Below are 12247 nucleotides of genomic sequence, written 5' to 3'. Positions count from 1 at the left end.
GGATTTGCAACCATGCCTCCCGGAGCCATAACCCGGTTTCAGAGGTGACCTTCAACGCAGTCCCCGTATGTGCCACAAGCGCAATCCCTATGGCTATTTATGCCCTCAACGACGAGTTCTGAAGAACTCTTCGCCTACTTCACAGGAGAGACCATGGAAACCACCCTCGTAGGAACACTGAGCAAGGCCGGCTCCATCCACAAAGTAGAAAACGGCTTCACCGCCCTGCCGTCGATGAACGAGCCAGGGACTGACGCTGCGATCGGCGATTCCCTCCACAACCCCGAGGGTTCGGTCATGTGCGCCGGATTCTTCGAGCTGAAGGCCTCCGAGCCCCTGGTGTACACGTACACCTACGACGAAATGAAGGTGGTTATCCAGGGCGAATTCATCCTCACGGACCAGACGACGGGCGACGTGACGCACGCCAAGGAACGCGACGTGCTGTTCTTCCCCAAAGGCACCACTGTCAAGTTCGAAACCCCTGAATACGCCCTGGGGTTCTTCGTCGGCGACCGCACCTTCGAACCCTAGGACGGTCCAGCGCGTTCGCGGGASGGGGGATGCCCCCGTCCCGCGACGTGCCCAAGACCGTGATGGAAAATCCAGTAAGAAGCCACAACGCCGCGCATCTGCGGCCCATGAACATTAGGAAGAGGAAAGCAACATGACACTTCGAGTCGGAATCATTGGTGCGGGCCCCAGCGGCATGGCACAACTGCGGGCCTTCGAATCAGCACGCCAAAAAGGGGCCGAAATCCCCGACATCATGTGCTTTGAGAAGCAGGACGAGTGGGGCGGACAGTGGAACAACAGCTGGCGTATCGGGCTGGATGCACACGGCGAGCCGGTTCACTCCAGCATGTACCGCCACCTCTGGTCCAATGGGCCCAAGGAGTGCCTGGAGTTCTCGGACTATTCCTTTGACGAGCACTTTGGCCGTCCTATTTCTTCCTTCCCTCCCCGCGAAGTCCTCTTCGACTACATCAAGGGCCGCGTGGAGAAGTCCGACGTCCGCAAGTACGTTCGGTTCAACAGCGTTGCACGGCACACCAGCTACAACGAGGCCACGCAGGAATTCACGCTGACGGTGGAGGACCTCAAGACCAACCTCACTGAAACCCACGTGTTCGACAAGCTCGTGATTGCGACCGGCCACTTCTCCGTCCCGTCAGTCCCTGAGTTCAAGGGCATCAAGACTTTCCCTGGCGAGGTTATGCACGCCCATGATTTCCGCGGAGCCGAGCGGTTTTACGGCAAGAATCTGCTCATGATTGGCAGCAGCTATTCCGCTGAGGACATTGGCATGCAGTCCCACAAGATGGGCGCCGCGTCCATTACGCTCAGCTACCGCACTACCCCGATGGCCTATGACTGGCCGGAGAACACGGTGGAGCGCCCGCTCGTCACCCACTTCAATGGCCCCACCGCATACTTCAGCGATGGCACCCAAGATGACTTTGACGCCGTCGTGCTTTGCACCGGATACCAGCACAAGTACCCGTACCTTCCCAGTGAGCTGTCGCTGAAGTCGCCGAACGTGCTGTACCCCGGCAACCTCTACAAGGGCGTCGTGTGGCAACAGAACACGAACCTGTTCTACCTGGGTGCGCAGGACCAGTACTACACCTTCAACATGTTCGACGCGCAGGCCTGGTTTGCCCGCGACGTCATGACCGGAGTGATCGAGCTGCCGTCCCTCGCCGAGCGCGAGGCGGACATCCAGCTCTGGCTCGAGCGCCAGGCCGCACTGCCAAACCACGATGCCGAGGCCGACTTCCAGACGGACTACCTGCGGGAGCTCATCGAGGCCACGGATTACCCGCCCTTCGACCTGGACGCTGTTTGCCAGTTGTTCAAGGACTGGATGCACCACAAGGAGACGGACATCCTGGGATACCGGGACATGCTCCACCGATCCGTGGTCACCGGCACCATGGCGACCAAGCACCACACCCGCTGGCTCAACGCCATGGATGACTCCATGAAGCGGTACCTGGAGGGCCCGTCGCAGGATGCGGACGCCGGCGTGCCCTATCTCGTAGCCGACACCGTGGCCGCGAGTTAGCTACAGGCAGCCATCATGTAGAGGGCTTCCGGCGCTCCGGACCGTATCCTGGCTGTTGCATCGACAGCCAGGATACGGTCCTCGGCGCTACCGGAATCCAAGTCTTCCCAGCCACAACCGCGGAGAGTGGTCTATGCGGGTATCCGCTTCGGAACGAAAAGAACAGCTGATTGCGGCCACGGTTGAAATTATGCGCCGTGAGGGCATCCAGTCGGTAACTATGCGGGCGATTGCCAAGGAGGCTAATGCTCCCTTGGCTACGGCTCATTATTGCTTTAGCGATAAAGACGAACTTATGGGCAGGGCCGCCGAGGCCTGGTTGAAGAATCTGAGTCGCTTTTCCAGTGACGTGCCGGTCCATCTGGGTCTGCGCAAGGCTGTGGAACAAGTGGCTGAAGGTTATTGGCGAGCCCTGGAGGAAGAGCCGGCGAACATACTTGCTGAGATCGAACTCATTTTGTGGGCAACACGCAATGCCGCCGTCAGCCCGCTGGCGGCGAAGATTTATCCCGCCTATGAAGTGGAACTGGGAAACATATTCTCCTCCGCCGCGCTAAACAACGGGGAGGAGTGCCTCATGGGCTTCCCGACGCTGGTGAGGCTCTTTCTGATGATTTACGACGGCGCGGCCATCCAATACATGACCGACCCCCGGGCTGCAGATCACAGCACCCTGTTCTTCCTGATGATCGACGCGCTCCTGACCAAAGCCGGCGTTTAGGTCGCGTCGCCATGGTTCGCCAGGTTCATGGCCGCCACCTGATGGGTGGCGGCCATGAACCGGGTCGCTTAGGGCTTCCTTAGGACATGGAGCCGTGGGCGGTGAAGAAGCCCAGACCGTAGTCGGGGGTTTCAAAGGTAATTTCTGCCCCCTTGGGGAAGAAGAGCACGTCGCGCTCCTTGGCGTGTGTCACTTCTCCTGTCGCCCGGTCGGTGAGGATGAATTCACCCTTGACGACGACCTTCATTTCGTCGCAGGTGTACGTGTAGACCAGCGGCTCGGAGGCCTTGAGCTCGAAGAATCCGGAGCTCATGACCGAACCGTTGGGGTGGGTGAGGGAGTCGCCGATGGCGGCGTCGACGCCCGGGACGTTCATTGACGGCAGTCCGATAAAGCCGTTTTCCACCTTGTGGATGGATCCGGCCTTGGTGAATGTGCCCAGTGTTGTGGTTTCCATGATCTCTCCTGTGAGTGGTGTTGTGAAAATCTGACTAGTCTTTGTCAGAACTGTTTATCTTTGCCGGAACCGTTCATTTTTTTGTTTGGGAATGGTTCTCGGTTGAAAGCCTTTTATTCGGTGTCAGAAAATTACGTAGAGCTTGCGCAGCGTCTCGTGAATTTCCCAGTTGCCGCTCCAGCCGCGGGGGATGAAGACCGTGGTCCCGGGGCCAACGAATTCGGGCTCGCCGCCGTCCGGCGTGATGGTCATCGAGCCTGAAAGAACGTGCACAAATTCGTTTGTCTCGAGAACCCAGCGAGAGGGTCCCGCAGTGCACTCCCAGATGCCGGACTCTGCACCGCTCGCGTCTTTCCACAGATAGATTCCGCGAGTGTCCATCGTCTGCGGTCCGGTCGCTTCAGGGCAGGGACCCCAATCGTCCAGATCCGTAACATTCTTCGCATCGCGGATGAGGGTCGCGGAGATTGAGGTTATCTGTTGTGTCATTTGTATTGCCTTTCAAAGAACAGGGCGTCCCTGTCGTGGGGGGTGGGGACTCAGACTTCGGAGTACCGGAAGGAGTGCGATTCGATGCCTTCGGGGTTTGGGCCATAAATGGTGATCATCCGCGCATAGACCGGTGCCCAGTACCGGCCCACGCCGCCTGGATTGACGCGTGCCGAATCGCCGGGCCTCAGGATGACAGTCTTGCCCTGGCTCTCAATATGGAGTTCGCCCTCCAGGACGAAAGCAGTTTCACTGTGCGGGTGGAAGTCTTCCCAGGCACAGGAATTAAGCGTCCATTCCGAGAGAATAAAGTCATCCCAACTGCCCACCGGGTGAGAATTGATAAACCGGCAGCGCAGCCGACCATAGTCGCCACCCAAGGCCTCCAAGGGCTTCGCCGCCCAGAAATCTATTGCGTTTCCCGTCGTCACTGGCGGGGACTGAATGGTGCCTGCAGCATTCATGGCTTCAACCGTTTCAAGAGTCGGAAATCTTCTATCAAGACATGCCCGGTGAATGGCAGTTACATCGCTCATAGTGAGGTGGATCACCGTGCTGTGATAGACATTACATGAACAAATGTTCAAGTCAACCGTTCGTGATGAAAAGAATGCTGGCCTGACCTCTGCCGCAAGGGGCCGGCTTACCCGCCGTGGACCTCGTACTTCGCCTTGCCGCCGTGCTTCGCCCGGTACATGGCCGAGTCCGCCTGCCGCAGCAGCTCCGAGACATCCGCGGCATCCGCGATGCGCGGCGCGACGCCCATGCTCAGCGAGACGCGCAGCGACCTTCCGCCGATCACAAAAGGCTCGGTGAGTGACTGGTAGATCCTCTCGGCGACAGGCGCAGTCGCCGGAGTGCCGTCGTCGTGATCCACCACCACGACGGCGAACTCGTCGCCTCCCAGCCGGGCCACCAGATCCTGGCTGCGGACGCTGGCCTGCAGGCGGTGCGCCAGCTGGACAAGCAGGGCGTCGCCGCCCGCGTGGCCGAGGGAATCATTGACGTCCTTGAAGTCGTCGATGTCGATGAACAACAGGCCCTCGTGCCGGGTCCGGAGGCCGGTGCCGGGTTCAAACGCGGCCGCCAGCCGTTCTGCGAGCGCCGCGCGGTTGCCGAGCCCCGTGAGCTCATCGTGAGTGGCCCGGTACGTCAGGGTGGCGTGGCTGTCCTGGAGCGCCGCGGCCATCCCGTTGAACGCCAGCGTCACATCGCCCAGTTCATCGTGCCGGGCCACGGTCAGGCGGTGGCTGTAGTCCCCGGCCTGGACTTTGAGAACGCCCTTGCGCAGGGTGTTCAGAGGACGCTTCAGGTCCCTTGTCATGCGGCGGCGGAAGTACAGCGTGGCACCGATGACACCCAGGAACAGCGCCACCCGGCCAGCCGCCAGAAGGTTTTCCATGGCATGGGTGTCCACGAGGCCCCGGTCCAGGGCCTGCAACGACTCCTTTTGGATGGCGGCCAGTTGCATCCTTACATGGGAGCTGGCGGCTGCGAACGCCGGCGCGTTGGCAGCGTTGTTGCCGGTGCGGATAGTCGCTTCGCCGTCCCATAAGCCGGCCTTGTCCAGGGCGGACTGCCAGTCCTGCCGTGCTTCGGCCAGCGCCTCCGGCCGGCCGCTATCGAGGGCCTCAACCGCGGCGGCCGCGTCGAAGAGCCGTCCGATGTCACGCTGCTCCGCGGCGAATTCCTGCGTGTTGACGGGTGAGGTCAGCAGCACTTGATGGCCAAGCTGCTCGTGCGATTCGAGGGCTTCCGTCAGTGCTGCGACGCTGGCGTATTCCGCCTGGAGCCTGCCGGCCGCGCCCTCCATCTGGTTCACCACAAAACGGACACCGACGATGGTCACCACGGCGCCCACCAGCAGGGCCAGCAGCATCAGGGTGAAGGCCCGGGACCATTCGCGCCGGAGGCTGTACGAGCGCGGCGTGGCGGGGGCGGTGTTCAATGGGCATCCTGGGACCGGGGGATATTATGCCTAAGTTACACGGCGGGGCCAGGGGATCGGCGCTAGGAGGGGGTCTGTTTCGTGGATTCGCGTCATTCGATCCGTTGCGCCAGCACCACGATGATTCCTTCGGGGCCACGCCCATAGGCCATGCGCCAGGTACTCACCGATGCCACCCGCCAGCCAAAGGTCCCTACCGAACCTCCGGCTCCGGTGCAAGGATGTTCGGGTGCGGCCCGGGCGCCTCGCCGGCCCCGGGCCCTTCGAGGATATTCACGTTCACCGAATGGAAGGCTCATCATGAAGGCAGCACGATTCCACGGCCGCAAGGACATCCGCATCGAGGACATCCCGGAACCTGAGCTCCGGGCCGGAGCCGTGAAAATCGACGTCGCGTGGTGCGGCATCTGCGGCACTGACCTGCACGAATACCTGGAAGGTCCCATCTTCTGCCCCGCACCCGGGCATCCGCACCCGCTCTCCGGCGAGGAGTCACCGGTGACACTGGGCCACGAGTTCTCCGGAACTGTCTCCGAGGTCGGCGACGGTGTGGAGGGGCTCGCGGTGGGTGACAACGTGGTGGTCGAACCCTACTTCGTGGACGGCGACTGCGACATGTGCCAGGCGGGCAGCTACCACCTGTGCCGGCAGATGGGCTTCATCGGACTCTCCGGCGGCGGGGGAGGGCTCAGCGAAAAGATCGTGGTGGACAAGCGGTGGGTGCACCCCATCGGGGACATTCCCCTGGACGAGGCGGCCCTGATCGAGCCGCTGTCCGTGGCGCACCACGCCGTGGCCCGCAGCGGCGCGAAGGCCGGCGACGTTGCCCTGGTGGGCGGCTCAGGCCCCATCGGGCTGCTCACCGCTGCCGTCCTCAAGGGCATGGGCGTGACCACGATCATCAGCGAACTGACCGCGGCGCGGAAGGAGAAGGCGATCTCCAGCGGCGTGGCGGACCACGTGCTCGATCCCAGCCAGGAGAACGTCCCGGCGCGGGTGCGGGAGTTGACCGGAGGAGCGGGCGCCGACGTCGCGTTCGAGTGCGCCGGCGTGAACGCCGTGCTGGACACCATGCTCGACGCCGTCCGGCCGGGTGCCGTGGTGGTCAACGTGTCCATCTGGGGTGCTCCGGCGACCGTGGACATGCAGAAGCTGGTGCTCAAGGAAATCGACCTCCGCGGCACAATCGCCTACGTCCGGGACCACGCCGCAGTCATCAAGATGGTGCAGGAGGGCAAAGTGGATCTGAAGCCGTTCATCACCGGCAGGATCGCCTTGGATGACCTGGTGGAGCAGGGCTTTGACACCCTCATCAACCACAAGGACACGGCGGTGAAGGTGCTGGTGCATCCGTAGGGGGGGCGGGACTGCCGGATGAACCATCACAACGCCAACCCGGGCCGGCCTTCCAAGCAGCCGTCCTTCAAAAATGTCCTTGCGGGGGTCCATGCGCAGGCGGACAATGGCCTCACTGGCGGGGTTCCATCTCCTTCCCCGCCGTGGGTATCGAGGCCTCGCCGGAGTTCAACACAAACACCGAGCTCGGGAGATGAAAATGCCAAATCTAGTTCGCATGAGCCTGGATTCGCCGGAGGAGACCCGCCCCTTCGAAGGTGATACCGGCCAGCTTCAACTCGTCAACATGGAAAAGGGAGCAGTCGGGCGCGCCACGTTCAAGCCCGGATGGCGCTGGTCCGAACACGTGAAGCCGATCGCGAAGACGGAGAGCTGCCAGGCATCCCATATGGGGTACTTCGTTTCCGGCCGGATGAAGGTGGTCATGGATGACGGCGAAGAGATGGAGTACGGGCCCGGCGACTTCGCCACCATGGCCCCTGGGCATGACGCCTGGGTGGTCGGAGACGAGCCCTGCGTCATCATCGACTGGCAGGGATTCGCCGACTACGCCAAACGCTGAGACCCGGGATCCATGCATCCGGCGCGTCCACTTCCGGCATGCCCGGAATTGACGCGCCGGCCCGGCGGCAGGCTGGCGCCGCCGGACTTAAGTCCCTATTCGGACAATCGGCCCCGGCGTAACTTGAAGCAGGGGTCCGAAAGGCGGCCCCGCATCCAAGGGGGCATCATGACCAGGCCCAGGCTTTCGGCATTCAGCGTTCTCGGGGTTGGCGCCCTGTTCGCGCTCACAGGCTGTTTCGGCCCGCCCGCCCCGGCGCCCACGACCAGCTCCGCCGCACCCACCACGTCCGCGACCCAGTCCGCCGCGCCGAGCGCGACGGCGGGCCCGACCGCCTCAACCAGCGCGTCGGTGACGGCTTCTCCCACGGTGACAGCACCGCCGTCGTCCACCCCGCCGTCGTCCGCCGCCGCGAGCCCGACGGCGACGGCGACGGAGACGCCGACACCGGAGCCCACCTTTACGGGGTTCCCGGAGCAGGTCGCCCCGCTGACCGTCTACTACGTCGCCGTGGGCGACAACGGCATATCCGGGCCAAAGATCGGCTGCGGTGACAGCCTCATCGCCACCACCACGGCACCGGTCCGCTTTACGGACCAGGTGGGACCCAGCATCGGGGCCCTGCTCGCGAACAAGAGCCGCAACATCGGCATGTCGGGACTCGTGAACGTGCTGTACCAGTCGAACCTGACATACCTCGGCGGCGAGCTGGACGGCAGCACGATCACCATCTGGCTCTCCGGGCAGTTCATGCTGGGAGGTGTGTGCGACATCCCCCGCGCGAAGGCTCAGCTGGAGTACACCGCCATGGCGGCATCCGCGGCCACAAGCGCCCAGGTGTTCGTCAACGGCCGCCCGATCGATGAGGTCCTCAGCCTCAAATAATGCGCTCCGGAAGATCCGCGGCGCGCGGCTGCCAGACTATTCCCAGCTTGTGGACAGGTGCCATGGAGGATTCGATGAGAAGCCTGCTTGCCATTGCCTGACTCCGGCTTTAAGGCATATAACCGTAAGGGTTGCCCCGGACGCCACTGGCTGTTCCAAGCCTTAGGATCTGACGCCCGGATTCCGCGGTTCCGAACCTTGTCGTGAAGGAGAAGCAATGCATCTTTTGCCGCGTGAGCAGGAAAAACTCATGATCGTTGTAGCCGCCGACCTCGCCCGTCGCAGGCAGGACCGGGGCCTGAAGCTGAACTTCCCCGAGGCCGTCGCACTCATCAGTTACGAACTGATTGAAGGGGCACGCGACGGCCGGACCGTGGCGGACCTGATGAGCTATGGAACCACGCTGCTCACCCGCGACGACGTCATGGAAGGGGTGCCGGAGATGATTCACGATGTCCAGATCGAGGCCACGTTCCCTGACGGCACGAAGCTCGTCACCGTTCACGATCCGATCCGATAGGAGCATGGCCCCATGATTCCCGGAGAATACGTCCTCAGGTCCGAACCCGTGACACTCAACGCAGGACGGGACGCCATTGACGTCGTCGTCACCAACACCGGCGACCGGCCCGTCCAGGTAGGCTCGCACTTTCACTTTGCCGAGGCGAACTCCGCCCTTGAATTTGACCGCACCGCCGCATACGGCCGCCGTTTGGACATCCCTGCAGGCACCGCCGCCCGGTTCGAGCCCGGCGACAGCAGGCCTGTCCGGCTGATCGAACTGGCAGGCAACCGGGAGGTCTACGGCCTGAGCAACGCCGTCAACGGGCCGCTCGCCAAGACTGAGGGAGTAAACAAATGAGCCTCGAAATTCCCCGCCGACAGTACGCGGACCTGTACGGCCCGACCACCGGCGACGCCATCCGCCTGGCCGACACCGACCTGTTCCTCGAAATTGAGAAGGACCTCACCGTCTACGGCGAGGAAGTAGTGTTCGGCGGCGGCAAGGTGATCCGCGACGGCATGGGCCACAACGGCCAGGTGACCAGGGACGAGGACGTCCCGGACACTGTCATCACCAACGCGATCATCCTGGACTACACCGGCATCTACAAGGCAGACGTCGCGATCAAGGACGGCCACATCTTCAAAATCGGCAAGGCCGGCAACCCGCAGATCACCGACGGCGTGGACATCGTGATCGGCGCCAGCACCGAAATCATCGCCGGGGAGCGGAGGATCCTCACCGCCGGCGGCATTGACACCCACATCCACTTCATCTCCCCGGACCAGGTCCCCACCGCCCTATGCAGCGGGATCACCACCATGGTGGGCGGCGGCACCGGCCCGGCGGAAGGCACCAAAGCCACCACCATCACACCGGGCAAGTGGCACATCCAGCGCATGCTGCAGGCCGTCGAGGGGCTTCCCATCAACGTCGGCCTGTTCGGGAAGGGCCACGCGTCCGCCGTCGAACCTTTGGCCGAGCAGATCCGGGCGGGCGCCATCGGGCTGAAGGTCCACGAGGACTGGGGCGCCACGACGTCCTCCATCGACACCTCCCTGAAGGTGGCCGACGAGTATGACGTCCAGGTGGCCATCCACACCGACACCCTCAACGAGTGCGGCTTCGTGGAGGACACCATCCGGGCCATCGACGGCCGGGTCATCCACACGTTCCACACCGAAGGAGCCGGTGGCGGGCACGCGCCGGACATCATCAGGATCGCCGGCCTGCCGAATGTCCTCCCGGCCTCCACCAACCCGACGCTGCCATACACGCGCAACACCATCGAAGAGCACCTGGACATGCTCATGGTGTGCCACCACCTCAGCCCGGCCATCCCGGAGGATGTGGYGTTCGCCGATTCCCGCATCCGCGCGGAGACCATCGCCGCCGAGGACGTCCTGCAGGACCTGGGCATCTTCGCCATCACCTCCTCGGACTCGCAGGCCATGGGCCGCGTGGGCGAAGTGGTGACCCGCACCTGGCAGGTGGCGGACAAGATGAAGAGGCAGCGCGGCGTATTGAAAGATCCCGACGGCGGGACGCACGGTGCCGCGAACGGCGCCGGGGCCGAGAGCGACAACTTCCGGCTCAAGCGCTATGTCGCGAAGTACACCATCAACCCCGCCATCGCGCAGGGCATGGCGGACTCCATCGGCTCGGTTGAAGTGGGAAAGTTCGCCGACCTCGTGCTGTGGGACCCGGCGTTCTTCGGCGTCAAGCCCGGGATGGTACTCAAGGGCGGCCAGATCGCCTACGCGCTGATGGGCGACTCCAACGGCTCCATCCCCACCCCGCAGCCCCGCACCATGCGGCCCATGTACGCCACCTTGGGCAAGGCCCTGCAACAGGCCTCCATCACCTTCCTGTCCAAGGCCGCCATCGAGGCAGGTGTGCCGGAAGAACTCGGACTGGAAAAGGTCATCCGCCCCGTTTCCGGTATCCGCTCCCTCACCAAAGCGGACCTCAAATACAACAATGCGACGCCGGACATCCAGGTGGACCCGGAAACCTACAGTGTGACGGTGGACGGCGAGGACGTCACCTGTGAACCCTCGGACGTGCTGCCCATGGCCCAGCGCTACTTCCTCTTCTAGGAGCAATTTTGTGATTATCGACAAGGTCCTGGGCAACCTGCACGATCTACCGCCGGACGCGGGGGAGTACGCAGGCCTGCACCTGGAGAAGGTGGTCCTGCCCAGCGCCGAGCTGGTCAAGCGGATCCAGCGCGTCATCACCGACCACGGCAAGGAGCTTGGCATCCGCCTGCCCGCAGGTTCGGCGGACCTGCGGGACGGTGACATCCTGCACGTGGCGGACACCAACATGATCGTGGTCTCCGTCCTGCCCACCGACGTCCTGGTGATCGCGCCACGGTCCATCCACGAGATGGGAATCGTGGCGCATTCCCTGGGCAACCGGCACCTGCAGGCCCAGTTCTTCGACACATCCTCGGAGTACGGCTCCGAGGTCATGGTCTGCGCCTATGACCACACCGTGGAGGATTACCTCAAGCACGCCGGTGTTCCCTACGACCGGCAGGAACGGGTCATGCCTGTTCCTTTCCGCCATGCCGAACACTCGCACTAGCTACCAGCTCGGGCTCCAGCAACTGACGGACTCCGCACTTCCCACGGGGGCCTTTGCGCACTCGCTGGGGTTCGAGACGTACATCGAGCGCGGGCTGATCCACGACGCCGACTCCTATGGGCACTGGCTCACGGCCTTTATCGGCCAGCAGCTCACCCACTCCGACGGCCTCGCCATCCGCCTGCTCTACGAGGGAATTCCCGTCGCGGAGCTGGACGCCGTACTCACGGCGCAGCTACTGGCCCGGCAGGTGCGCGAGGCCAGCATCACGATGGGCGGCAGGTTGCTGGAGATCGGCTCCCAGATCTTCCCGTCGCCCGAGCTGGCGGAGTACAGCGACCTGGTGACCACAGGCCGCGCCGCCGGCCACCAGCCGCTGGCGTTCGCCGTCGTCGCCCGTTCCCTCGGCGTGCCGCCGGCGGAGGCGCTCGCCGCGTACCTGTTCGCCGCCGTGACATCGCTGACGCAGAACGCGGTGCGGGCCATTCCGCTCGGCCAGAACGCCGGGCAGCGTCTCCTGGGGAGGGCGGCCGACGACGTCGCTGCCGCCGTCGAGCGGATCGGGCACCTGACGCCGGAGGACTTCGGGGCCATGACCCCCGGACTGGAAATTTCGCAAATGCGGCACGAGCGGCAACGTGCGCGCATGTTCATGAGCTAACAG

At 63.4% G+C, this 12247-nt stretch carries 15 protein-coding genes; 11 read left to right on the top strand and 4 right to left on the bottom strand.

From position 1 onward, the window contains the following. Window positions 1-153 precede the first annotated feature (153 nt). From AC1DIM_RS04670 to AC1DIM_RS04660, 3 genes are all read left to right on the top strand, one after another. Window positions 154-534, top strand: coding sequence for a cupin domain-containing protein (locus AC1DIM_RS04670; RefSeq protein WP_477709323.1), 381 nt, complete (start codon window positions 154-156; stop codon window positions 532-534). A 133-nt stretch (window positions 535-667) separates the two neighbouring features. Further along, window positions 668-2068, top strand: coding sequence for an NAD(P)-binding domain-containing protein (locus AC1DIM_RS04665; RefSeq protein WP_477709322.1), 1401 nt, complete (start codon window positions 668-670; stop codon window positions 2066-2068). 133 nt (window positions 2069-2201) lie between these two features. Continuing rightward, window positions 2202-2789, top strand: coding sequence for a TetR/AcrR family transcriptional regulator (locus AC1DIM_RS04660; RefSeq protein ID WP_477709321.1), 588 nt, complete (start codon window positions 2202-2204; stop codon window positions 2787-2789). A gap of 79 nt (window positions 2790-2868) precedes the next feature. Here AC1DIM_RS04660 and AC1DIM_RS04655 read toward each other — a convergent pair whose 3' ends face one another. The 4 genes from AC1DIM_RS04655 to AC1DIM_RS04640 all read right to left on the bottom strand — a co-directional run bounded on the left by AC1DIM_RS04655 (window position 2869) and on the right by AC1DIM_RS04640 (window position 5683). Beyond that, window positions 2869-3246 carry a cupin domain-containing protein gene (locus AC1DIM_RS04655; protein WP_282331776.1) on the bottom strand — a complete coding sequence of 126 codons (378 nt, stop codon included), beginning with the start codon at window positions 3244-3246 and terminating at the stop codon, window positions 2869-2871. A gap of 123 nt (window positions 3247-3369) precedes the next feature. Continuing rightward, window positions 3370-3735, bottom strand: a complete 366-nt coding sequence (locus tag AC1DIM_RS04650; protein ID WP_477709320.1) for a cupin domain-containing protein — start codon at window positions 3733-3735, stop codon at window positions 3370-3372. Window positions 3736-3785: 50 nt separating this feature from the next. Then, window positions 3786-4286: a cupin domain-containing protein gene (locus AC1DIM_RS04645; protein ID WP_477709319.1), complete on the bottom strand. Its 501-nt coding sequence runs from the start codon at window positions 4284-4286 to the stop codon at window positions 3786-3788. A 92-nt stretch (window positions 4287-4378) separates the two neighbouring features. Then, window positions 4379-5683: a diguanylate cyclase domain-containing protein gene (locus AC1DIM_RS04640; RefSeq protein ID WP_477709318.1), complete on the bottom strand. Its 1305-nt coding sequence runs from the start codon at window positions 5681-5683 to the stop codon at window positions 4379-4381. A gap of 300 nt (window positions 5684-5983) precedes the next feature. Between AC1DIM_RS04640 and AC1DIM_RS04635 the strand changes: the two genes are divergently transcribed. The 8 genes from AC1DIM_RS04635 to AC1DIM_RS04600 all read left to right on the top strand — a co-directional run bounded on the left by AC1DIM_RS04635 (window position 5984) and on the right by AC1DIM_RS04600 (window position 12244). After that, window positions 5984-7039 (top strand): 2,3-butanediol dehydrogenase, encoded by a 1056-nt coding sequence (locus tag AC1DIM_RS04635; RefSeq protein WP_477709317.1) that lies wholly within the window; start codon window positions 5984-5986, stop codon window positions 7037-7039. A gap of 217 nt (window positions 7040-7256) precedes the next feature. Then, a complete protein-coding gene (locus tag AC1DIM_RS04630; protein ID WP_477709316.1) occupies window positions 7257-7601 on the top strand; it encodes a cupin domain-containing protein in 345 nt (114 codons plus the stop codon). Between the two features lie 168 nt (window positions 7602-7769). Next, window positions 7770-8486: a hypothetical protein gene (locus AC1DIM_RS04625; protein WP_477709315.1), complete on the top strand. Its 717-nt coding sequence runs from the start codon at window positions 7770-7772 to the stop codon at window positions 8484-8486. Window positions 8487-8703: 217 nt separating this feature from the next. Beyond that, complete coding sequence (locus AC1DIM_RS04620; protein ID WP_477709314.1) at window positions 8704-9006, top strand: urease subunit gamma; 303 nt, start codon at window positions 8704-8706, stop codon at window positions 9004-9006. Window positions 9007-9018: 12 nt separating this feature from the next. Then, the gene (locus AC1DIM_RS04615; RefSeq protein WP_477709313.1) at window positions 9019-9348 is read left to right on the top strand and encodes an urease subunit beta; all 330 of its coding nucleotides are present in this window, start codon (window positions 9019-9021) and stop codon (window positions 9346-9348) included. Beyond that, complete coding sequence (ureC, locus tag AC1DIM_RS04610; protein ID WP_477709312.1) at window positions 9345-11090, top strand: urease subunit alpha; 1746 nt, start codon at window positions 9345-9347, stop codon at window positions 11088-11090. The genes AC1DIM_RS04615 and ureC overlap by 4 nt, the downstream gene beginning before the upstream one ends. A 10-nt stretch (window positions 11091-11100) precedes the next feature. Beyond that, window positions 11101-11583 (top strand): urease accessory protein UreE, encoded by a 483-nt coding sequence (gene ureE, locus AC1DIM_RS04605; protein ID WP_477709311.1) that lies wholly within the window; start codon window positions 11101-11103, stop codon window positions 11581-11583. Next, complete coding sequence (locus AC1DIM_RS04600) at window positions 11564-12244, top strand: urease accessory protein UreF (RefSeq protein WP_477709310.1); 681 nt, start codon at window positions 11564-11566, stop codon at window positions 12242-12244. The genes ureE and AC1DIM_RS04600 overlap by 20 nt, the downstream gene beginning before the upstream one ends. The last annotated feature ends 3 nt before the right edge of the window (window positions 12245-12247 follow it).

It is taken from the genome of Pseudarthrobacter sp. 01T43 (assembly GCF_056398665.1).
Note: the sequence above shows the minus strand (reverse complement) of the source record. Positions and strands in the feature narration are given on the sequence as shown.

Coding starts and splice junctions, on each gene's coding strand:
- AC1DIM_RS04670 (WP_477709323.1), top strand. CDS start 154: ATGGAAACCACCCTCGTAGGAACACTGAGCAAGGCCGGCTCCATCCAC.
- AC1DIM_RS04665 (WP_477709322.1), top strand. CDS start 668: ATGACACTTCGAGTCGGAATCATTGGTGCGGGCCCCAGCGGCATGGCA.
- AC1DIM_RS04660 (WP_477709321.1), top strand. CDS start 2,202: ATGCGGGTATCCGCTTCGGAACGAAAAGAACAGCTGATTGCGGCCACG.
- AC1DIM_RS04655 (WP_282331776.1), bottom strand. CDS start 3,246: ATGGAAACCACAACACTGGGCACATTCACCAAGGCCGGATCCATCCAC.
- AC1DIM_RS04650 (WP_477709320.1), bottom strand. CDS start 3,735: ATGACACAACAGATAACCTCAATCTCCGCGACCCTCATCCGCGATGCG.
- AC1DIM_RS04635 (WP_477709317.1), top strand. CDS start 5,984: ATGAAGGCAGCACGATTCCACGGCCGCAAGGACATCCGCATCGAGGAC.
- AC1DIM_RS04630 (WP_477709316.1), top strand. CDS start 7,257: ATGAGCCTGGATTCGCCGGAGGAGACCCGCCCCTTCGAAGGTGATACC.
- AC1DIM_RS04625 (WP_477709315.1), top strand. CDS start 7,770: ATGACCAGGCCCAGGCTTTCGGCATTCAGCGTTCTCGGGGTTGGCGCC.
- AC1DIM_RS04620 (WP_477709314.1), top strand. CDS start 8,704: ATGCATCTTTTGCCGCGTGAGCAGGAAAAACTCATGATCGTTGTAGCC.
- AC1DIM_RS04615 (WP_477709313.1), top strand. CDS start 9,019: ATGATTCCCGGAGAATACGTCCTCAGGTCCGAACCCGTGACACTCAAC.
- AC1DIM_RS04600 (WP_477709310.1), top strand. CDS start 11,564: ATGCCGAACACTCGCACTAGCTACCAGCTCGGGCTCCAGCAACTGACG.